The sequence below is a fragment of the Providencia sp. 6390 genome (genome assembly GCF_058148425.1).
Genome location: NZ_JBYVYL010000006.1, coordinates 245,423 through 267,658 on the forward strand (window position 1 = coordinate 245,423; position 22,236 = coordinate 267,658).

Consider the following 22,236-nt stretch of genomic DNA (forward strand, 5'->3'; position numbering starts at 1 on the left):
GCGTCATCGTTCCCAGCCATCGGGAAGAGCCACTGATAAAACTAATTTGTTAATTATTCGCTAATTTGGCGATAAACCATTGGCGTCGTTTCTGGCACTTTATCACTAATAACCATAGCAGCTCGTACTTCTTTAGCCGCTTCTTCCCATGCTTTTTCACTGTTCGCATGAATAATGGCTAATGGTGTTTGGCTATCAACAGTCGCACCCAATGCCGCGATATCGCTTAAACCAACGCTATAATCAATAAGATCGGTTGCTTTGCGACGACCGCCGCCCAATGTCACCACAGACATACCCAGAGCTCGAGTATCCATGGCGCTGACAATACCTGGTTTATCAGCGTATACCGCTTTATTCAGTACTGCGGTAGGTAGATATTTGCTGTAATTTTCGACGAAATCACTTGGACCTTTTTGAGCAGCAACCATGCGCCCAAACACTTCAGCCGCTTTACCGTTATCCAATACCGCTTGTAATTTCTGACGTGCTTCATCTCTATTAGCAGCTAATGTGCCAGACACAAGCATTTCAACACACAGTGCCATCGTCACTTCATACAAACGTGGGTTACGATATTCGCCAGTTAAAAACTGTACTGCTTCACGAACTTCAACGGCATTGCCAGCGCTAGATGCGAGGACTTCATTCATATCAGTCAACAAAGCCGTGGTTTTACAGCCCGCACCGTTCGCCACTTTAACGATTGATTCTGCAAGTTGCTCTGATTTTTCATAAGTTGGCATAAATGCACCTGAACCAACTTTGACATCCATCACTAGAGCATCAAGGCCTTCAGCCAATTTTTTACCTAAAATGGAAGCTGTGATCAGTGGAATTGAATCCACGGTTGCAGTGATATCACGTGTGGCATAAAAACGTTTATCAGCCGGTGCTAGTGAGTTAGTTTGACCAATAATTGCCACCCCAACATCGCTGATGATGTCACGAAAACGCTCATCATTTGGGAAAATATCAAAATTAGGGATTGCTTCGAGTTTATCTAGCGTTCCCCCAGTATGACCTAAGCCGCGACCTGAGATCATTGGAACGTAACCACCACATGCCGCCACCATGGGGCCAAGCATCAGTGAAGTGACATCCCCAACACCACCCGTTGAGTGTTTATCAACCAACGGACCATTCAGGTTGAGTGATTTCCAATTTAATACAGTGCCTGAATCACGCATGGCTAATGTTAGCGCAACACGTTCATCCATTGTCATATCGTTAAAATAGATGGTCATTGCCAATGCGGCAATCTGACCTTCAGAAACGGAATTATCACGCACTCCATTAATAAAGAAGCGGATTTCTTCTTCGCTAAGTGGTTTACCATCTCGTTTTTTACGGATAATTTCTTGTGCCAGAAACACGGTATGCTCCTTAACTACAACAGGATCTTGGTAATTTCTAAAATTAATAACTGCTGCTTGATTTTTTAGTATCAAAACCAAGAGTATTCAGCAAGTTAGCCAGCAAACTTGATGCGCCAAAACGGAAATGGCGCGCATCTGCCCAGCCTTTACCTAAAATTCTATCTGCTAATGCTAAGTATTGAGCCGCTTCTTCAGCTGTACGAACACCACCAGCAGGTTTAAAGCCCACGGTTTCTGCAACGCCCATATCATGGATGACTTGCATCATGATTTCAGCGCTTTCAAGAGTGGCATTTACAGGCACTTTACCTGTAGATGTTTTAATGAAATCTGCGCCTGCTTTGATGGAAATTTCAGATGCTTTACGGATAAGTGCAGGATCTTTAAGTTCACCTGTTTCGATGATCACTTTCAATAGCACATTTGCTGCTGCACATGCATCTTTACACGCTTTCACTAAGTCAAAACCAATTTTTTCATTTCCCGCCATCAGTGCTCGGTAAGGGAAAACGACATCAACTTCATCAGCACCGTAAGCAATAGCAGCACGCGTTTCAGCTAGTGCGATATCAATATCATCATTACCATGTGGGAAGTTAGTTACTGTAGCAATACGTACTTCGGGGGTGCCTTGCTCACGTAAGGTTTTACGTGCGATAGGAATAAAACGAGGATAAATACAAATAGCCGCAGTCTGACCCGCAGGGCTTTTTGCTTGATGACACAATGCGATCACTTTTTCATCGGTATCATCGTCATTCAGGGTAGTTAAATCCATGAGGTTCAGTGCGCGTTGCGCAGCTGCAGTTAAATCAGTCATAAAAACTCTCCAACGTTGTGAATTCTGTCAGAACAACACGTTCTTTGTTGGCGAGCGGGCTTGGTTCCTTAAAGATGCTACTCGAAAACCCGAATGTAGCAGCTGAATTCCTTCTCACCGCACAATGCCCTAGAGTACATCCACTCTGAGAACTAGCAGTCCATAGCAGCTTACTTGTACCTATTTGACCATAGAACTAGGTTATTTTATGTGCCACAAATCACATTAATTGCCTGAACGTTACATTGTTAAATAAAAACTTGTGAACATTATCGCAATTATACGCTATTTCGTTTCAGTTTTATTCTCTCAAATGGCTTTTCTTTCTTACTTTATTAATCACTCAATTAAACGTCGTTAATTCACTCGATTAAGCGTAGTTCAAAAATGATGGAGTAAGGGATAAAAACAGAAAGAATATAACTGAACATAATGAATTGAAAAGGGCAAATGCCCTTTTCAGACGGCAGACAAACGTATTTTGTTTGTCTGCCGTCGTTAAGGTTTTTGAAATCAACGAGGAAAATCAATTTATTGATTTTCGGCTGATAATACGGAGCGGGAAAAACCACGCTTTTATCCCGCTTCGTCAACAACCTCAAAAGGGCAAATGCCCTTTTCAATATACATAGACTAGATAATTGCGAGGGTTAAGAAGAAACCAGCAATAGTAGCACTCATCAAGTTAGAGAGCGTACCGGCCAAAACCGCTTTCATGCCAAGGCGAGCAACATCACTACGACGGTTTGGTGCCATGCCACCTAAACCACCCAGTAAAATCGCCACAGAAGACAAGTTAGCAAAACCACACAGTGCAAATGAAATAATAGCTTTAGTGTGTTCAGAAAGGACTTGTTTACCTGCCGCAAGAACCTCCGCATCCGGTTTCATATATTCGCCAAAGTTCATAAAGGCAACAAATTCGTTAACCACCACTTTTTGCCCAATAAATGAACCTGCAATATTTGCTTCACTCCATGGCACACCAATCAAGTAAGCGATCGGCGCAAACACCCAACCAAGGATCAGTTCAAGAGACAGTTCTGGATGATCAAACCACCCCCCAATGCCACCAAGAATACCGTTGATCAAGGCAATTAATGCAATAAATGCTAACAACATCGCACCCACGTTGAGTGCTAGCTGCATACCAGAAGCCGCACCTGACGCTGCCGCATCAATGATGTTCGCAGGGCGTTCATCTTCTGCAACCAGATCAGCTGCATTAACGTTATCACGAGCCTCTTCAGTTTCAGGAACTAATAACTTAGCGAACAGTAGTCCACCCGGCGCCGCCATAAATGACGCCGCGATCAGGTACTCCATCGGCACGCCCATTTGTGCGTACCCCGCCAACACAGAGCCTGCAACCGATGCTAAGCCACCACACATTACCGCAAACAATTCAGAGTTTGTCATTGTTGCAATGTATGGACGCACTACTAACGGCGCTTCTGTTTGCCCAACAAAGATGTTTGCTGTTGCAGATAGTGACTCAGTTCTTGATGTGCCAAGTACTTTTTGCAAACCACCACCCAATACTTTGATTACCAATTGCATGATACCTAGGTAATAAAGCACGGCGATTAAAGAAGAAAAGAAAACAATGATTGGTAATACGCGTAATGCGAAAATAAATCCGCCACCGCCAAACAACTCAAACATTTTGTCAGAAACAAGGCCGCCAAAAATAAAGCTCATTCCATCTTGACCATAACCAATTACCTTGGAAACGCCATCTGACATCCCTTGTAATACGCTACGACCCGCTGGAACATAAAGAACAAAAGCGCCGATAACGACTTGAATGATAAAAGCTCCGCCAACAGTGCGGAGTTTAATCGCTCGACGATTGCTGGAAAATAGCACGGCAATTGCTATCAGCACCGCCATCCCGACCAGACTCATAATGAGTTGCATGGAAGTATCCCTGTTCACTTAATTTTAGATTGATGTAGATAAGGAAACGTCTCCGTTTCCTTGACTCTTTGTGCGATGATTATACCTAGTCCATTTCAATAACCCGCAATCTTCGTCACAAATACATAGTGCAAAAAGTAACAAAAATTCAATTCTTGTGATTAAAATCACATTTTATTGTCAGTTTAATCTGGAAAGCACAAAAGGACGTAATAAGTAGGTAAAAAACTGAATGGATTAAGGAGAAAAAACTGCATCAATTAATAGCCATTGGCAATCAATTTAAAGTGACTTTAATGATGTATACTCTAAATAATTCGAGGTGCAGTTAGGCGACAAGTGAATAAGTCGCCAGGAGCATAGATAACTATGTGACTGGTGCGAGTGAGCGAAGCTCAACAACGCTGCAACTTGAAGTATGACGAGTATAGCTTAAATAATGATAGACTATTTATATACAACTGTTCGGCGATTTCATCGGGGCTTTCGTGCCGTAGTTCACATAATGATTTAAAAATCCATTGAATACGTTCAGGGCGGTTTGGTTCTCCTTGGAACCCCGACACTGGCATATCAGGTGCATCAGTCTCAAAAAGCAATGATGTTAAAGGTAATTGGGCGATTGCTTGGCGAGTTTTATTCGCACGCTCATAAGTGATAGTGCCACCTACGCCAATAAAGTAGCCTAGTTTAATCAATGATTGGGCTTGTGATAAGCTACCTGCAAAACCATGCACGACACCACATGCAGGCACTGGATGGCGGCGCAGAATGGCAGCCAACTGATCATGGCTTTTACGTGAATGCAAAATAACAGGCAGATCAAATCGCTTCGCTAACTTAAGCTGCTCAATCAACACCCGCTGTTGTAACTCAAACAGCGGTTCCTGCATATACAAATCAAGGCCAATTTCACCAACAGCGACACATTTAGCACTATGTTGTGCAAGGTAAGACGATAACTTTTCCATATGCTGTTCTTGAAACATATTCAAATACAGTGGGTGGAACCCCATCGCAGCATGTAGTTGCGGGTAACTGTGCGCCAAATGCCAAACTCGCTCGAAATTATCCACGCTGACTGTTGGAATAATAATATCAGTGATCCCCGCAGCATCAGCGGATGCAAGACTTGCCTCCATTGCATCAATAAAAGGCGGAAAATCAAAATGGCAGTGAGTATCAACAAATGATTTAGTCATTTTTTTCGTTGACCTGCTTAGCAGACTCTTCATTTGCTGCCATCATCGCACCAGTCATAATCGCTTGTGCTGTATCTGTCGCTTTCTTCGCTTGGCTTTGAGCCACTAACTCCGCGGTATGTTTCGCCTCAAATAACGCTTCTGCATAATCTTCTTCAATTTGCATCTCTTCATGAGCTGCGTTTTCAAAGCTAAAACGATTTAACGAATCATTATCCATAGCAAAGTTATGCCCCAACGCGGCAATAAAATAACGACCGCAACGGCGTCCTGTATGGTAGTCCTGATTAAGTGATGATAAACGACTCCCCAACGCACTACTTTTTAACGGCGTCGGTGGATAAATTTCAAAAATTTGCAAGTCACCGGGTGGATTTTCAATAAATTCTTGAGTGCAACGGTAGCTTTTCAAATGAACTTTTAGCATGGCCGCCATGCGTTGTAGGCCATACTTTTCCCCTTCGAGCCAACGGGTCATTCTTTTAACCCATTCAGGAGTAAAGTACATTTGAGAAGGTACCGTGCGAATAACCACAATAGTATCAGCACCACGGCGATATGCCTCTTCAACAGGGACTGCGGCACTAATACCGCCATCGTGGTACAGCGTGCCATCAAATTCAACGCCTGAACGATAAAAACCAGGGATTGCACTCGAAGCTCTAATAATATCTAGCCACGTTTCTTCCGTCGGCTGCAAAAACTCAGCCTCAAAATCCTCACTACGACTTGCTCCCATATAAAATTCACGACCTGCATTCATTAATTCAATACCTGAATGCATCTGCAAAGGGAGCTCCTTTGATGTACTTTCTACCAACCAGTCTAGATCAATAAGATGACCGCCACGTATAAAACGCAGTGGATTGAAGAATAAAGGGCTTGTTGTATAGCGAGTGATCACACGTCGTGCATAACCATGCTGCCCGCAGATATAAGCAGAAAGATTTTGTGCGCCCGCAGAGGTGCCGATCATGATATCGAAAGGGTTGAAACCTGTTTTTAAGAACTCATCAAGTACCCCCGCAGTAAAAATACCGCGTTGGCCACCGCCTTCACAGATAAGTGCGGTTTTACCTTTATTGAGTTCATCAAAAAAAGCTAAAGGTTCAATGCTACCGAGCGTGACTGCTACATGTTTACCCATACAACCCCCCTGACAATGATTTCTGCCTAGAGGTGCTCACTTATCAATGCAGCCGCCAATAGGCACAATTGTCATAAATTAAGCAGTAAAAACTGAACCTCATTTAGTATAGAGGCCCAGTTTTCCTGTTTACAGTTCTTCCATTAATTCGCAACAACCAAGCCGTTTTGTACTGATTTCACACCATTAACCATTGAGACCACTTGCACGACCTTGTCTACTTGGCTGTTTGATTTAACAAAGCCAGAGAGGTAAACCACTCCGTGAACGGTTTTCACTGAAATCGAGTTGCTATCGATGCCGCTAGTTGTGAGTAGCTTACTTTTTACTTGAGCAGTAATTGAGGAGTCATCGATGTAATTATCGGTGCTTTTCACACCACTCGAAACCGCTTCGCTGGTATCTTTACCTGCAATATCTGCGGTCTTCACGGCACTGTCCCAAGTATCAGAAGCTTGCTCTTTTAACGGTGCGCTACAAGCAAACAAAGCGCCACTCAACCCAATAACTAATAAAGAACGTAAAAGCGCTGAATTTTTCATCTGAACCTTCCTTTTTACTGCTGTTTTAAAGATTGGGGTATTACGAATATAGATAACGTATACCAATTGATAATCATAGACTATGAGAAAAACATCATGAAATAAAGCGTTCTCATGCAAAAGCCAGAGCAATCTGCAAACTTTAGATAAAAAAACAGGAGAGTATTCGAAAACAGATAATCATTAGGAGGAAACCCACTATTAAAAGTGTTTTTTCAATAGTGGGCCAAGTCATATAAAGAGATTAATGCTCTCTCGTTTTACGGAATTTTACATCAGGGTAACGTTCGCTAGTTAAATTCAAATTAACCATCGTTGGGGCGATATAGGACAAATTGTCACCACCATCCAATGCGAGGTTTTGTTCATTCTTACGCTTGAACTCTTCAAATTTCTTCACGTCGTCACATTCAACCCAACGTGCCGTTGAAACGTTGACGGCCTCATAAATCGCTTCAACATTATATTCGCTTTTCAAGCGAGACACGACCACGTCAAACTGAAGCACACCGACAGCACCAACAATAAGATCATTATTAGTTAATGGGCGGAAAACCTGTACAGCCCCCTCTTCTGACAGCTGTACCAGCCCTTTTAGCAATTGTTTTTGCTTCAGAGGGTCACGTAAACGAATACGACGGAATAGTTCAGGCGCAAAGTTAGGAATACCAGTAAACTTCATGTCTTCACCTTGCGTGAAGGTATCACCGATTTGAATAGTGCCGTGGTTATGTAATCCAATAATATCGCCCGCAAAAGCATTCTCAACATGCGAACGATCACCCGCCATAAAGGTTAGAGCATCAGAAATCACGACATCTTTTTTGGTACGTACTTGGCGCAGTTTCATGCCTTTTTCATAAGTACCCGAAACAATGCGCATGAAAGCCACGCGGTCACGGTGTTTTGGATCCATATTGGCCTGAATTTTGAAGACGAACCCTGTAAATTTCTCTTCTGTCGCTTCAACTTCACGCACATCAGTTTTACGTGGTTGTGGTGCTGGTGCCCATTGCACTAAACCATCAAGCATATGGTCAACGCCAAAGTTACCTAACGCAGTACCAAAGAAGACTGGGGTCAGCTCACCGTCTAAAAAGGCTTCTTGCTCAAATTCATGAGAAGCCCCTTTGACCAGTTCTAATTCATCACGTAGCTGAGCAGCAAGGTCATCCCCCACCGCTTTATCTAATTCAGGGTTATCTAGGCCTTTAATGATACGCACTTCTTGGATAGTATGACCTTGACCTGTTTGATAAAGGATTGTCTCATCACGCAGCAAGTGATAAACACCTTTGAATAATTTACCGCAACCAATCGGCCATGTAATTGGACAACAAGCAATATTTAGCTCATTCTCCACTTCATCCATTAATTCCATTGGGTCACGGATATCACGGTCAAGTTTGTTCATAAAGGTTAAGATCGGTGTATCACGCAAGCGAGTGACTTCCATCAATTTACGTGTGCGATCTTCAACCCCTTTACCTGAGTCAATCACCATCAAACAACAGTCAACCGCAGTTAATGTACGATAAGTATCTTCCGAGAAGTCTTCGTGCCCTGGGGTATCGAGTAAGTTAACTAAGCAATCATGGTAAGGAAACTGCATCACTGACGTCGTAATCGAAATACCACGCTGCTTCTCCATTTCCATCCAGTCTGATTTTGCATGTTGGTTAGAGCCACGACCTTTTACTGTCCCTGCACGCTGAATCGCTTGCCCGAACAATAATACTTTTTCAGTAATGGTGGTTTTACCTGCGTCAGGGTGAGAGATAATTGCAAACGTCCTGCGCGCGTTGACTTCATGTAGAAAATTCTGATCTGCCATTTAACCGTTCTTTTTTGTCTGATTACAGATTTGTACATGCATTAGGAGAGGCAATAGGTGGCTCTTAGCTCAGCAAATCCGTCTTGTTAATCGAAATTGGCGGCTATTTTCTCAGATCTTGGGGTTATAAACAATCAAAGGTCGCTTAATTAGCCGCAATTTAATGAGTTAAGGGGAGCAAATCTCCCCTCTTATATTATTGAAGCAGGCAGTAAGACTATTATTTTATAGCAATCAAATCTGCAATTGCTTGCCCTAGCTCTTGAGTACTTGCATTACCCCCCATGTCACGAGTTAAGTGATGACGCTGTTTAATCACCGTTTCCACCGCATTCATGATGGTATCGTGCATCTCAGTATGGCCTAAGTGCTGCATCATCATCGCAGCTGCCCAGATAGTACCAATTGGGTTAGCAATATTTTGCCCTGCTATATCAGGAGCCGAGCCGTGAACGGGTTCAAACATCGATGGAAACTGCTTTTCAGGGTTGATATTTGCCGAAGGGGCAATTGCAATTGTTCCAGTACAAGCAGGCCCTAAATCAGACAAAATATCACCAAATAAATTAGACCCCACAATTACATCATAAAATTCAGGCATCCGAACTAAGTTAGCGGCAAAAATATCAATATGAAATTGATCTGCTTTCACCTCTGGATATTGCTTTGCCATAGCTGCAAAGCGGCTATCCCAATAAGGCATTGAATGGAAAAGGCCATTTGACTTAGTTGCTGAACTTAGATGTTTTTTCTCACGAGATTGCGCTAATTCAAATGCATATTTTAAAATACGATCAGTACCCTTTCGTGTGAAAATGCTTTGCTGAGATACCACTTCATCATCAGTGCCTTCATATTGAATACCACCAATAGCAGAGTATTCACCTTCAACGTTCTCACGCACAACATAAAAATCAATATCACCCGGTTTTTTATCTGCTAAAGGTGATTTGATCCCTTCAAACAAGCGAACTGGCCGTAAGTTGACATATTGGTTGAATGCGCGACGAATGGGTAATAGCAGGCCCCATAGAGAGATATGATCAGGTACACCAGGAAAGCCAACTGCGCCTAAAAAGATTGCATCAAATTTTTTTAACTGTTCTAAGCCATCTTCTGGCATCATCCGGCCTGTACGATGATAGGTTTCACAGGACCAATCAAAATGCGTAAAGTTAAATTTTACTTGATGTTTAGATGCCGCAGCTTCTAATACTTTTAAGCCTTCAGGGATAACTTCAGTTCCAATACCATCACCCGGTATAACAGCAATATTAAATTGTGACATGTTACGGCTCCCCCACAACAGTGATTTTTATCAGTAAGATCTCCAGTTTATGAGTTGCTGTGATAAAGTATAGAGACAAAGTGTAATCTTTAGGTTTACAAACTATGAACAAGCTACCCGCATTAGAAGACATTAAGGTTTTTGTTACTGTCGCACGCCTAATGAGTTTTGCGCGTGCTGCGGAGCTACTGCTTGTTTCCCCTGCTTATGTTTCCAAGCGCATAAAATTACTCGAAGAAAACCTCGGGCAAACCCTATTTTTGCGAACAGCCCGCACGATAAATCTGACCCACGAAGGGCGTATTGTGCTCAAAAGTGGTGAACAGCTATTGTTAGAGCTTGATAACATGCACAACGAATTGAAAGCATGCCGTGAGGAGATCCGAGGTGAATTAAGGGTAAGTTGCAGCACGGGTTTTGGTAGCGCCTATTTGAATCCTTTTATTTTGGCATTGCGAGCCAGCTATCCACAATTAGGTATCGATCTGACATTGACCGACAGATCTGTCGAGATTATTAGTGAAAATATCGATCTCGATATCTATATTGGTGGCACTATCCCTGATCATTATATTGCAAAACGGATCGCTACAAACAAACGCATTCTTTGTGCAGCACCCGCTTATTTAGAGCAGCATGGTCAGCCCTCTCACCCTCAAGAACTTGAGAAACAACATTTTTGCATCACAATTAAAGAGCGTAATCAAGCACCTGCACAATGGAAGTTACAGCAACAAACCGAAAGCATGCTGATTGCACCAAATAGTAAACTCATGGTCAATAACGGTGACGTGGCTAAGCAATGGTGCCTTGGCGGCGAGGGCATTTTATTACGTTCATTATGGAGTGTTTTACCTGAATTAGAGACAGGAAAATTAACGCGAGTATTAGCGAAATGGCACCAACCTGCTGATGTATATGCTGTTTATTCAAGGACAGCACGTAATAACGCGAATTTACGTGTGTTTATTGAAAATCTTGAGCAATACTTATCAAAACATTTACCGCATCAATTTCAGGATGAATAAACAAAAGGTGGATATGAGTCAATGACAGAAACGCAAACATTTGGACAACGTTTGCTGGCCTTATTGAAACAACAAAAAATGAGCCAGTTAAAAGCGGCTGAAGCACTCGGGATATCTCGAACAGCGGTCAATAAATGGACAAAAGGCGGCATGATTGATGAAAGCAATCTAGAAAGTTTAGCTCAGTTACTAAACGTTGATAAAATATGGCTCAAATATGGCGAGTATGCCAACCATTCATCAGCAACATTCCCCTCTTCGGTTATTCGCAATATCAATGAAGTTCATTTACAAGAATCCACTGAAATCGTCACTTGGGAATGGGATTTACTGACCGGCGATCTCAATTATTCGGATAACGTAGAAGATGTCTATGGGATCAAAATCACCACTAACGATGATTTTTGGGCGTTAATGAACCAAGAATCAAAAGAAAAGTTAATTAATGGCTACTCAAAGATAATTCGTGAAGGTGGTGCCCATGAAATGGATTTCAAAATTGCGTGGGATGAAGGTTATCGCTGGATCACTTCACGAGCAACGGGTGTGAAAGGCCCTAATGGCAAGGTAACTAAACTGGTTGGGATCAGCTTAGACAATACTGAACGTAAAAATAGCGAGCTTCGGCTACGCAAAATCAAAAGCTACTTTGATGTACTCCTTACTCACTTTAACCACCTTGTGGTATTTACCGATAAAGCAGGTGAAATTCTCACCAGTAATCTAGAAAGTCAAACAATTGATATCGATTACCTAGAGCTGCAACGACTACTCTATCAACTCGCGATTAACCATAAAACATGGTTAGAAGAAGTGTATCAAAAAGGTCATGGACATATTCATTTTCAGGATCAAGAGATCAGCGCATCCTATCATTTGAATGATGAAAACCAACCTTTTTTAATGTTTCAGCTGAAATAAGGACTATTCCCTGAATAGAAAACATTAAACAGCCCCAATGGGGCTGCAAGACCAACAATGATGATTAAAGATCTAACACTAGCCTTTTCGTTTTAGCGCGTGAAACGCACAACATCATGGTTTTTTGCTCGGCACGTTCATCATCATCTAAATAGTGATCACGATGATCTGCCTCACCTTCTAAGATAGCCGTTTCACACGTACCACATACACCATTGCGGCATAAGCACTCAACTTGAATGCGTCTATCTGCTTCGATTGCCTGTAAAATTGACACATCTTTGCCAACATTCAAGCTAAAACCAGAGCGTTGGAAATGGACCTCAAAAGCATTACCTACGTTTGCCACTTCACCGAAGTTTTCAAAATGCACCCGCTCCTTCCCTAAATAGGCATTGCCATGCTCAACCACTGCATTAATCAATGTTTCAGGTCCACAAACATACACATGGCTATTTTCAGGTTGTTCTTTAATTAATTGTTCAACGGATAAACGCTGCCCTTTCGCATTATCGTATAGGTGTAAGTGTTCTCCGATTCGCTGTTGAAGCTGTTCAACAAATGCGGCGGTGTTTTGATCTCGAAAACAATAATGGAGCTCAAAATCCATTCCTGTTTGTTCCAACTCATACAGATAAGCTATAAATGGGGTGATACCAATCCCCCCGGCAATAAGAATATGTTTACAGGAATTGTCATGTTCCAATGAAAAATAGTTTTCTGCTGGCGATAAATAGACCAAATCCCCTTCCGCCAGCTGCTCATGCATGTAAGCTGAGCCACCTTTTGAGTTTTCATCACGTAATACTGAGATACGATAATGATCACTGTTTTTAGGATCACTAATTAGCGAGTAAGCACGTTGTAACCCCATTTCTTCATTCATATGCACCGTTACATGGCTTCCAGCACTAAACGGATCAAAAACGGCATCTTTAGCAATGAATTCAAACATTTTAATGGTAGGACTAACTTGCTCTATGCGGCTAACATTAACAGCTATTTTTTGTGGGCCCATAACAATTCCCTCCTTGATTTCATCTTCACTTAAGCAATATCAATACATAGATATTTCACGCTAAGGTAGTCTTCGATTCCATATCGCGAACCTTCTTTACCTAAGCCAGATTGCTTAACACCGCCAAATGGTGCGACTTCGTTTGAAATCATGCCTGTATTAACCCCGACCATGCCACTTTGCAGTTTCTCTGCAACACGATAGACACGCCCAACATCTTTAGAGAAAAAGTAAGCAGCTAAACCATAAATAGTATTATTTGCTCGCTTAATCACTTCTTCTTCATCATAAAAACGAATTAAGGTTGCAATAGGCCCAAAAATCTCTTCATGCACAATATCCATTGAATCATCGACATCCACTAGTACTTTCGGGTTGATAAAATTATCTTGTTCGACAATTTCATTACCTAATGTCAGCTGACGAGCCCCTTTTTCTATCGCATCTTTGACTAGCCGAGCCATTCCATTAATAGCACGCCCGGTGATCATCGGGCCAATATCCGTTCCTTCATCAAGACCATTACCCACATGCAGCTTAGCTACCTTATCAGCGAATTTACCTAAGAATTCATTGTAAATTTCATCGTGAATGTAAAAACGATTCACACAAACACAAGTTTGCCCACCATTACGAAATTTGGCTTGGATCGCACTGTTTACCGCTTTATCGATATCAGCATCTTCAAACACTATAAAGGGGGCATTGCCACCGAGCTCTAAAGAGGTTTTTTTAATCGTCGATGCGCATTGTTCATACAATTGCCTTCCCACTTGTGTCGAGCCTGTAAAAGAAAACTTACTGATTAGCTCATGTTTAGTTAGCAATTCCCCCAATACTCGCGACTCCCCCGTAACGATATTAAACACCCCAGCAGGGATCCCTGCCTGTTCAGCCAACGCAGCCAGCGCTAATGCAGTAAAAGGTGTTTCAGTCGCAGGCTTTATAATCATGCTACAACCCGCTGCAAGTGCAGGAGCCGCTTTGCGGGTGATCATCGCAGCAGGAAAATTCCATGGTGTAATCGCACTACAAACTCCAATAGGTTGTTTTATCGTTGAAATACGGTTGCTGGTTACCGTTTGAGGAATGGTTTCCCCATAAACACGTTTACCTTCTTCAGCAAACCATTCAATAAATGATGCTGCATAGCGGATTTCACCTTTTGCCTCTTGCAATGGCTTGCCTTGTTCTAGCGTCATCAATAAGCCAAGATCATCAATGTTGTCTTCAATTAACGTAAACCAACGACGCAAAATGATAGAACGTGCTTTTGCTGTTAATTTACTCCACCCATCCATGGCTTGATGTGCCTTGATAATTGCCTCATTCACTTGGTCAATTGAAAGGCTGGGAATAGTTCCCAGCACAGATTGATCCACAGGATTAGTCACTGAAATGGTGTTTGCATTATCAACCCATTGACCATTGATATAACAGGATTGGCGAAATAATGACGAATTAAGCAGTCTTTTCATGTGTGGATCCCCCATAATTATTCAGTATGAGCCCCTGCCAATAACTTATGAAAGTGCGCCACACCGTGCTCACTGATCCCACTACGCTGCCTATCAGCCATGATCCGCCCTTGACCACGATAACCTCGCGAACGTAACCCCCTTTGTACACTTTCAACTAAACGCAGATCTTCAGGGCGAAAAACGGTACGATACCACTCCACTAAATTTTTCTGATACTCAGTCAATTCTTCGTTGAGAAAGTAGATGTCGTAATGCTGCAGGGTTTCGCCTGCGCTGGTTGGAAACTCATAGATTACTGTCATAAAGTCGCCACCAGGAGGCATGTTAAACATCGTGCTAGGCCATATCCAAAATCCAAAGAATCGCGGATCCAGTACAGACTCATCAAATTGATATGATGATTCGGATGGCTTAGCCTTACCAATCTGCACCGTCCAATTTTCATTCAATTGATGCTCATACACATTCACATCAACCGAACTGGCAAAACTGACATGGTTGGTTGGACAGTGATAGCACTCAATATAGTTATCAACGATTGTTTTCCAGTTAGCTGGTGTCTGGCTAACAAAACGAGCCGCTAGCTTCAAATCACGGATCACCGAGCAAGCTTCTTCCATTTTTGCAGCCAGACCCGGTAATTGCTCTTCAATCGGTTGAGGTTCACCTTGAGTTAGGTTTATATAGATAAACCCTGCATGTTCAATAACATGGAAGCTACTTAACGACATTGCATCTGCTTCAAAATTATTAACATTCTCACAGTTAGTCGCATGAGCTAACTGGCCATCCAATTTGAATGCCCACGCGTGATAAGGACAGGTAATCACATTCTTCATTTTACCGCTTTCACCACTGATTAACTGGTGTCCACGATGTGGGCATACGTTATAAAAACCACGCAGAACATCATCTCGGCCTCTGACAATGACGAGACTTTCGCCGATCAATTGACGAGTGATATAAGCATTTTTCTCTTTGACTTCACTGCAATGAGCAACACACACCCAAGAGTTAGCAAAGATATTTTCTTTTTCAAATTCAAATACATCATCAGATGTGTAATAGCGTGCAGGGATCGTCCATGCGTTATCAATATCAAGGTGATCATTAATTGAAATGACTTTGTTTGCATTGCTCATCATTGCCCTCACTTATGTAAACTTATAGTTAACATTATTTTTTTGGAATGTTAATCCAGATCTCAATAATGATCAAATAAAAAGTTAACAAAAATAGCACAATAAAAATTTAATCATTTAATATCATTAGCATAACAACAAATTCAAATTCACTAATGTTAATTATTGGTTAATTAACTGTTGACTACCTAATGTTTGCATGGATATTCTCTGTAAACCAAAAGTAGCATTCCCTGCAAACCAACTCTCATTAAAAGACATAACAATAAGTGAGCAACTGGAGAAGAGGTATGATGAATAATAAGAAATCTGTATTTTACGTATCGCTCGCCTTTAGTTTGGCGTTAATTAGCTTAGGCACTTTTATACCTGACAAACTCGAAGCATTTTCAAATTACTCTCTGGGTTTTATCTATAACAATTTAGGTTGGTTTATACTCGGAGCCGTTTTCATTTTTTTTAGCTTTTGTATGTATCTCGGATTTTCCAAGTTCGGTCATATTCGGCTTGGTGATGATACAGATCGTCCTGAATACAGCACTGCAACATGGATCGGCATGTTATTCAGTGCATCAATTGGTATCAGCTTAGTATTTTGGGGCGTTGCAGAGCCGGTGTCCTACTATATTAGCCCTCCAGTTGGCACGGGTTATAGCGAACAAGCGGCTAAAACGGCAATGCAGTATGTCTATTTGCATTGGGGTGTATCGGCTTGGGCGTGCTATGCGTTAGTTGGCGTATCACTGGCTTTTTTCCAATTCAGAAAGAAATTACCTGCATCGCTTAGTTCAGTGTTCTATCCACTGATTGGGGATCGAATCAAAGGGTCTATAGGTAAATGGGTCGATGTGTTAGTTGTTCTTTCTATTGTCATTGGTATCGCAACCTCACTTGGATTTGGTACTCTGCAAGTGAATACCGGTATGAATTATCTCTGGGGGCTGCCAATCAGCATTTGGATCCAAGCAGCCATTATTGCGATTGTCACTATCATTTATATCGCCTCAACCATTTCAGGGCTACAAGGTGCTATCAAACATCTATCAAACCTGAATATGATATTAGCCTTTGCATTAATGGGTTTTATTCTGTTTGCTGGCCCAACCCAAACTATCTTAAAAGTTCTTTTTCAGGGGATCGGCGACTATGTACAAAACTTTGTCAGTATGTCTTTCCGCACAGAACCATACAATGATGGTACGTGGATCGCTAACTGGACACTGTTTTACTTCGGATGGTGGATCGCATGGGCACCATTAGTGGGTAGTTTTGTTGCTCGAATTTCCAAAGGCCGCACAATTAAAGAGTTTATGATAGGAGCAGTATTTATCCCTGTACTAGGCTCATTTACTTGGTTTGCTGTCATGGGGGGTTCGGCTATTCATTTGATCCAAAATATGGGACAAAAAGCGCTGGCTGAAGCTGTTAAAACAGATGTCACATCAGCATTCTTCAAGTTCTTAGATTACTTCCCAGCCAGTACTTTTATGTGCGTATTGGCAATGGTGCTAGTCATGGTATTTTTCATTACATCGGCTAATTCGGCGGTATTTGTACTGGGGATGGTTAGTGAGAATGGTAACCCGAACCCAACTCATACCACGAAAACCATTTGGGGAGTGGTCATTGCAGCCATCGCCATTGTATTAATCATCACAGGCGGCTTATCAGGTTTACAATCTGCACTTGTTGCCACAGCAATTCCACTTTCTATATTGATGCTAATAATGTGTTATTCAACCTATAAAGGGTTAAATGAAGAAATCAGCATTGAAAAAGCAGAACAAAAGTACAGAAAGAAGATCCGTGTAGTCGCTAGGCAATCTATTTTACCGACCACTGAAAAGCAGTCAGAATAATTAATAACAATATTAACATATTGAGCCACTGCATCATAACAGTGGCTTTTCATTAAGTGATAACTGTAATAAATAATTATTAAGATAGTTTAAATGAATAAGTAGTTAAAATTTACCTTATGAAAAATGGAAAGATAAAATAAAAAGAAAAATTCAATTAGGATTAACAACAGATATCCTGTCATCAAATATTCACACTTTACCTCTAATGTGCCTTCATTTACATATTAATGGAGTCATTTTAATGAGAACAAACATCTATAACCTAAGCTTATTAGGTTTATTTTATAGTAGTATTTCATTCGCTATTATTGATACCAAAGAAACTAAAACACAGATATTAAACTCAAGGAATGATTGGTACAATCATTTAAAAACCAATATCATTAATGAAATCCCGGCCGTAGGCTCAGATACAGCAGAATGGGATAGATTAATCACCAATAGTATTACTGAAAATATCGCCACCAAGCGTTACGCTTTAGCTGTTCTCGATAAAAATGAAAACGGTGACTATATTTATAAGATTTTCGCTCAATATATTTTTGATGATAATTCACTCAGTAAACTAGATGTTATTGATAATGATTCATTTGAGAAAATTGATTCATTATATAAAATTGCTACTTATGCTTATGATACGAATAAATTCAGAAATAGATCGATAGAATTTATTTTAAAAGATATTTTTGTTCGAGGTCGCCCTTACCAAGTCCTTGATGCTAATGGCAACTATATTAACAATTATACGAGTATAGTCGGCTCTTCATTTCCTAGTGGTCACACGTGGAAAGGATTTAAACAAGCGGCAACACTGTCCATTTTGTTCCCTGAAAAAGGCAGCGATCTTTTCTCTCGGGCAGTTGAATATGGTGAAAGCCGCGTCATTTTAGAAATGCATTTTGCCACAGATACCATCGCATCAAGGGTCGGTAATTATTTTATTCTATCAGAGCTCCTTTCTGATGATGACATTACACAAACACTAGTTGAACTAGCACGCGATACTCGGGCAACACTCACTTTAGAATGCCAAAATGATATCATTAATTGTGCTCAGCAAGTCGATAGCTCAGATGCATTCAATAATGCCGTCGGTTATTACTATCAATTAAATAATGATGAGGCTCAATTAATTACACCAAACGAAATCCCTGAAATGTCGGGTTATTTATTACGCTTACGCTTCCCTTACCTTAATAATAGCCAGCGGCTCAGTATATTATCCAGTACCGCTTATCCAACAAATTCCATTGCATCATGGCAATTAGCGGAAGGCGATCCTGATAGCTATTGGGGGTTAATAAATTTACCCTGTGCATATAACGGCCCCACTTATTTTTACGATACTTTTACTGTAAATCAAGATCCAAATAATAACGATTATGATATTCCCGGTTTTACTCTTTGGGATGAATGGAAAAACAACATCAATGGCCCCGGCAGATTGATTAAAAATGGTAGCGGCACCTTAAAATTATCAGGTGATGACCATTTTGGTGGTGTTGATGTTAATCAGGGAGAACTGCTTATCGCAGGTAACAGTACTTACAGTAGCGTTTCAACAGTTAACGGCGGTACATTACAAATAACAGGAACGCTAAACTCTGCCGTTAATGTCAATAAAGGTACACTTGATTTAGTTGACGGTACTGTCAATTCAACCGTTACTATAAATAAACAGGGAATATTGACAGGTGAAGGGACAATTCAAAACTTGATCCTAAATAGCGGCAGTACTGTCGCTCCCGGTCACTCAGTCGGTACACTGACTGTCGTTAATGACTTAGTGATTTCTGATGGTACAGACTTCTTAGTGGAAATCGCCCCTGATGGCGCAATAGATACCATTGTCAGCCAAGGCACCATCACCATTAATGGCGGTGACCTAAAATTATCATTAGAAAATAGCGATAATTTACTACAACAAACCGACGTACAAAGCTTAATTGGCTCACAATTCACCATACTCGACGCTGAACAGGGAATTAGCGGGCAATTTAACACCATTGAACCTAACTATTTATTTTTAGGTGCAAATTTAACCTATAGCAATAATAATGTTCAACTGAATATCGGCCGAACGTCACTACCCTTTGCAAGTGCCGCAAATACTTATAATGAACAACAGGTTGCCCATGCTATTGAAAGTTTAGGGAGCGGGAACCCTCTGTTCGAAAGTATTTTAACCATTCAATCGATAGAAGAAGCACAAACTATTTTTGATAGTTTATCTGGGCAAATTCATGCAGATCTAGTTTCCCAGCAAATCAATGAAAGTCGCTACCTTAGAGATTCATTAGTTTCAAGAATAAGAGCACAAGAACACATACCAAATCTACCTAAACATACTTGGATCAGTCTACTTGGAAATTGGTCACATTCATCAAGCGATGGTAATTCAGATGCATTTAATACATCCACTTATGGGTTTCTAATGGGTGTGGATAAAAAATTTGACGAGAAAAACATACAAATTGGCGTAGCAACAGGCTATACCCGAACTGCAATCTATGGAAGTCATCAATCATCGGCAAACACTAGCAATTACCATACACTGATATATGGTGGTAAACAGATCAATGCACTCTCTCTACGTTCTGGCATTGGCTACAGTTGGCACAATAATGACACCGAAAGAAAAACCGATTATCGAGCACAACATGATGATAATAAAGCCAAATATAATTCATCCACCAGCCAGACTTTCCTAGAAGCAGGTTATGCGATTAATGCTAAAAAAGTGAATTTAGAACCTTTTATCAATTTCACCCACATCAACGCATCAAGCAATAACTTTACTGAAAAAGGTGGCGCAGCATCGCTAGTAGGTAAAACCCCCGCCATTAATGCAACATTATCCACCGTGGGCTTACGTATAGAACATGAGTTTGCATTTGAAAAACAGCGTTCTCTCGCTATTGGCGGTGAACTGGGTTGGGTACATCAGTATAACGATTTAGAACGCAGCGTACACCTTGGTTTTAATAGTGGAGGTGATAAATTTATGACGAGAAGCCTTCCAGCAGGACAAGACGCAATGACAGTAAAAGTTAACTCCAATTTGGCACTCGGTAAAAATATAAAATTATCCGTTGGCTACAATGGGTTATTAGCCAAAAACCATGATGAAAATAGAGTTAATGCTCAAATTAAATGGGGGTTTTAATTAAATCAAAGAAATAAAGCACCTAATTATCAACATGGAAATTAGGTGCTTTCATGTTAAAAACAAACAAGCCAACTACACGCTTGATGGTAAGTATATTCTTAGTCTGTAATGCATTCTATGATTTAACTATTTTTATATTTTTTTATTATTACCTAATTAATGAATTGGTCATTTAAATATAGAACTTATTAACTTTCATTATTCATAAAGCTAATTATAGGTACAATAAAATCATGATGGGAAATCAATCAACACCTTGCATTACATTAAATGAAAAAATTGCGATCATCTTACAAGAAAAATCCTACCAACTTGCGTTGAACGGAGGCCCTCAAAAAGAAGGTAACCAGAAACTAGCGGAAGATATTGCTACAGAACTATTCGAATTATTTAATGATAGTGATAAAAAACTAATTAATGATTATATTGATGAAAAAATTACCCACTTAGTTTTTGAAGGTTTCATTAATTCTACTGTTGATGGTAAACCCATCACTCTTCCCCAAGAACACCAATTTCCTACACTTGAAGAGTTGGAATCGGACATTGAAACATTAAAGTTAGCCTCACAAGAACAAATTATATTAGCCTTACTCAACGAAACAACCTTCGCTTTTGATACTGAAAACGAAGGTAAGATTGTAAGAGTTGTCGCAAACTTTCATGGAGGCGGTACTCAAAAACTCGCCAATGAAGTGCCTGACGGTAGCTCACATTCAGGTAAGAGTATTGTGCCGCATACTGAAGATCCTTATTACTCATCCACTAGAGTCGTGCGAGGGCACTCACCATCACCTTCATCACTCATTCTCACCGCTAGATGGAATCCATTATCAGAAACAACAAAAGTAGCACCGATTGAGCGAGCACTGAGCCAGCTATCAAAAGAAGAAATCACCGCCTTAACGACGAAAAGCTTCAATTTTCGCCCTGCTAAAACAGCCAGTGAAGGTAAAAGTATCGGAGGAACACATATCGCGATACTTGATTTAAATGATAAAGGAAAACTTGTAGCAAACTATAATTCAGAGCGCTTTTCTGTTGATCCATCTGCTTCAGAATTTATCAAAAAAACCTACGCTAAATTTAGCAGCATCGCAGATCGCATTAAATTTGATGAGATCAATCTGCAACCGACTAGAGCACTCGTTATTAATAACCCAGTCAGTTTTCATAGCAGAGATACAGTTAAAGACAATCGACGCACACTGGTACGAGTATTTGGCTATCGTAAGAATACAGATTACGTGCTCATCAACCAAGATCCTTTGGTTGTGAAGGGATAATCAGTCAAAAAGTTATTCGCCAGATAATTTATACTCTAAATAATTCGAGTTGCAGGTAGGCGACAAGCGAAGATAGTCGGGGAGCATAGATAAACTATGTGACTCGGCGAGCGTAGCGTAGTCACCATATCTTAACGAAAAGCCCTGCAACTTGAAGTATGACGAGTATAAACCACGACTAGTAGTATTAGCCGTAG

General features: G+C 40.8%; 16 protein-coding genes. 5 read left to right on the plus strand and 11 right to left on the minus strand.

Annotated features, from left to right (window positions below):
- Window positions 1-53: 53 nt before the first annotated feature.
- The 8 genes from deoA to AC3Z9T_RS14530 form a co-directional block, all read right to left on the minus strand.
- On the minus strand, window positions 54-1,376 hold the full coding sequence (deoA, locus tag AC3Z9T_RS14495; protein WP_490126812.1) for a thymidine phosphorylase: 1,323 nt from the start codon (window positions 1,374-1,376) through the stop codon (window positions 54-56).
- A 43-nt stretch (window positions 1,377-1,419) separates the two neighbouring features.
- Window positions 1,420-2,199, minus strand: a complete 780-nt coding sequence (gene deoC, locus AC3Z9T_RS14500; RefSeq protein WP_490126813.1) for a deoxyribose-phosphate aldolase — start codon at window positions 2,197-2,199, stop codon at window positions 1,420-1,422.
- Between the two features lie 633 nt (window positions 2,200-2,832).
- A complete protein-coding gene (locus AC3Z9T_RS14505) occupies window positions 2,833-4,119 on the minus strand; it encodes a NupC/NupG family nucleoside CNT transporter (protein WP_490126814.1) in 1,287 nt (428 codons plus the stop codon).
- Window positions 4,120-4,514: 395 nt separating this feature from the next.
- Entirely contained in the window at window positions 4,515-5,321 is an 807-nt protein-coding gene (locus AC3Z9T_RS14510) for a TatD family hydrolase (protein ID WP_490126815.1), read from the minus strand.
- Window positions 5,314-6,468, minus strand: a complete 1,155-nt coding sequence (locus tag AC3Z9T_RS14515) for a patatin-like phospholipase family protein (protein WP_490126816.1) — start codon at window positions 6,466-6,468, stop codon at window positions 5,314-5,316. Before AC3Z9T_RS14515 ends, AC3Z9T_RS14510 begins: the two co-directional genes overlap by 8 nt.
- 143 nt (window positions 6,469-6,611) lie before the next feature.
- A complete protein-coding gene (locus tag AC3Z9T_RS14520) occupies window positions 6,612-7,010 on the minus strand; it encodes a BON domain-containing protein (RefSeq protein WP_490126817.1) in 399 nt (132 codons plus the stop codon).
- A 244-nt stretch (window positions 7,011-7,254) separates the two neighbouring features.
- Window positions 7,255-8,844, minus strand: a complete 1,590-nt coding sequence (gene prfC / locus AC3Z9T_RS14525) for a peptide chain release factor 3 (protein WP_490126818.1) — start codon at window positions 8,842-8,844, stop codon at window positions 7,255-7,257.
- Between the two features lie 220 nt (window positions 8,845-9,064).
- A complete protein-coding gene (locus tag AC3Z9T_RS14530) occupies window positions 9,065-10,132 on the minus strand; it encodes a tartrate dehydrogenase (protein ID WP_490126819.1) in 1,068 nt (355 codons plus the stop codon).
- A 104-nt stretch (window positions 10,133-10,236) separates the two neighbouring features.
- On the opposite strand from AC3Z9T_RS14530, the gene AC3Z9T_RS14535 reads away from it, so the two are divergent.
- Both AC3Z9T_RS14535 and AC3Z9T_RS14540 read left to right on the plus strand, forming a co-directional pair.
- The gene (locus tag AC3Z9T_RS14535) at window positions 10,237-11,160 is read left to right on the plus strand and encodes a LysR substrate-binding domain-containing protein (protein WP_490126820.1); all 924 of its coding nucleotides are present in this window, start codon (window positions 10,237-10,239) and stop codon (window positions 11,158-11,160) included.
- 21 nt (window positions 11,161-11,181) lie between these two features.
- On the plus strand, window positions 11,182-12,081 hold the full coding sequence (locus tag AC3Z9T_RS14540; protein ID WP_490126821.1) for a helix-turn-helix domain-containing protein: 900 nt from the start codon (window positions 11,182-11,184) through the stop codon (window positions 12,079-12,081).
- Window positions 12,082-12,145: 64 nt separating this feature from the next.
- Here the strand turns inward: AC3Z9T_RS14540 and AC3Z9T_RS14545 are convergent, their stop codons facing one another.
- The 3 genes from AC3Z9T_RS14545 to AC3Z9T_RS14555 are packed head-to-tail and all read right to left on the minus strand — an operon-like array spanning window position 12,146 to window position 15,722.
- Window positions 12,146-13,099 carry a PDR/VanB family oxidoreductase gene (locus AC3Z9T_RS14545; protein WP_490126822.1) on the minus strand — a complete coding sequence of 318 codons (954 nt, stop codon included), beginning with the start codon at window positions 13,097-13,099 and terminating at the stop codon, window positions 12,146-12,148.
- Window positions 13,100-13,128: 29 nt separating this feature from the next.
- Window positions 13,129-14,577 carry an NAD-dependent succinate-semialdehyde dehydrogenase gene (locus tag AC3Z9T_RS14550; protein ID WP_490126823.1) on the minus strand — a complete coding sequence of 483 codons (1,449 nt, stop codon included), beginning with the start codon at window positions 14,575-14,577 and terminating at the stop codon, window positions 13,129-13,131.
- A gap of 17 nt (window positions 14,578-14,594) precedes the next feature.
- Window positions 14,595-15,722, minus strand: a complete 1,128-nt coding sequence (locus AC3Z9T_RS14555; RefSeq protein ID WP_490126856.1) for an aromatic ring-hydroxylating oxygenase subunit alpha — start codon at window positions 15,720-15,722, stop codon at window positions 14,595-14,597.
- Window positions 15,723-16,012: 290 nt separating this feature from the next.
- Here AC3Z9T_RS14555 and AC3Z9T_RS14560 point away from each other — a divergent pair, with 290 nt between their 5' ends.
- From AC3Z9T_RS14560 to AC3Z9T_RS14570, 3 genes are all read left to right on the plus strand, one after another.
- On the plus strand, window positions 16,013-17,581 hold the full coding sequence (locus AC3Z9T_RS14560) for a BCCT family transporter (protein WP_490126824.1): 1,569 nt from the start codon (window positions 16,013-16,015) through the stop codon (window positions 17,579-17,581).
- 244 nt (window positions 17,582-17,825) lie between these two features.
- The gene (locus AC3Z9T_RS14565; protein WP_490126825.1) at window positions 17,826-20,750 is read left to right on the plus strand and encodes an autotransporter domain-containing protein; all 2,925 of its coding nucleotides are present in this window, start codon (window positions 17,826-17,828) and stop codon (window positions 20,748-20,750) included.
- Window positions 20,751-20,986: 236 nt separating this feature from the next.
- Window positions 20,987-22,039, plus strand: coding sequence for a hypothetical protein (locus tag AC3Z9T_RS14570; RefSeq protein WP_490126826.1), 1,053 nt, complete (start codon window positions 20,987-20,989; stop codon window positions 22,037-22,039).
- Window positions 22,040-22,236 lie beyond the last annotated feature (197 nt).

What these genes read in the sequence shown, in the direction of transcription:
- AC3Z9T_RS14570 (WP_490126826.1), top strand. Translation starts at nt 20,987, where the DNA reads ATGATGGGAAATCAATCAACACCTTGCATTACATTAAATGAAAAAATT.
- AC3Z9T_RS14555 (WP_490126856.1), bottom strand. Translation starts at nt 15,722, where the DNA reads ATGAGCAATGCAAACAAAGTCATTTCAATTAATGATCACCTTGATATT.
- AC3Z9T_RS14560 (WP_490126824.1), top strand. Translation starts at nt 16,013, where the DNA reads ATGATGAATAATAAGAAATCTGTATTTTACGTATCGCTCGCCTTTAGT.
- AC3Z9T_RS14545 (WP_490126822.1), bottom strand. Translation starts at nt 13,099, where the DNA reads ATGGGCCCACAAAAAATAGCTGTTAATGTTAGCCGCATAGAGCAAGTT.
- AC3Z9T_RS14520 (WP_490126817.1), bottom strand. Translation starts at nt 7,010, where the DNA reads ATGAAAAATTCAGCGCTTTTACGTTCTTTATTAGTTATTGGGTTGAGT.
- AC3Z9T_RS14510 (WP_490126815.1), bottom strand. Translation starts at nt 5,321, where the DNA reads ATGACTAAATCATTTGTTGATACTCACTGCCATTTTGATTTTCCGCCT.
- prfC (WP_490126818.1), bottom strand. Translation starts at nt 8,844, where the DNA reads ATGGCAGATCAGAATTTTCTACATGAAGTCAACGCGCGCAGGACGTTT.
- deoC (WP_490126813.1), bottom strand. Translation starts at nt 2,199, where the DNA reads ATGACTGATTTAACTGCAGCTGCGCAACGCGCACTGAACCTCATGGAT.
- AC3Z9T_RS14535 (WP_490126820.1), top strand. Translation starts at nt 10,237, where the DNA reads ATGAACAAGCTACCCGCATTAGAAGACATTAAGGTTTTTGTTACTGTC.
- AC3Z9T_RS14550 (WP_490126823.1), bottom strand. Translation starts at nt 14,577, where the DNA reads ATGAAAAGACTGCTTAATTCGTCATTATTTCGCCAATCCTGTTATATC.
- AC3Z9T_RS14505 (WP_490126814.1), bottom strand. Translation starts at nt 4,119, where the DNA reads ATGCAACTCATTATGAGTCTGGTCGGGATGGCGGTGCTGATAGCAATT.
- AC3Z9T_RS14540 (WP_490126821.1), top strand. Translation starts at nt 11,182, where the DNA reads ATGACAGAAACGCAAACATTTGGACAACGTTTGCTGGCCTTATTGAAA.
- AC3Z9T_RS14565 (WP_490126825.1), top strand. Translation starts at nt 17,826, where the DNA reads ATGAGAACAAACATCTATAACCTAAGCTTATTAGGTTTATTTTATAGT.
- AC3Z9T_RS14515 (WP_490126816.1), bottom strand. Translation starts at nt 6,468, where the DNA reads ATGGGTAAACATGTAGCAGTCACGCTCGGTAGCATTGAACCTTTAGCT.
- AC3Z9T_RS14530 (WP_490126819.1), bottom strand. Translation starts at nt 10,132, where the DNA reads ATGTCACAATTTAATATTGCTGTTATACCGGGTGATGGTATTGGAACT.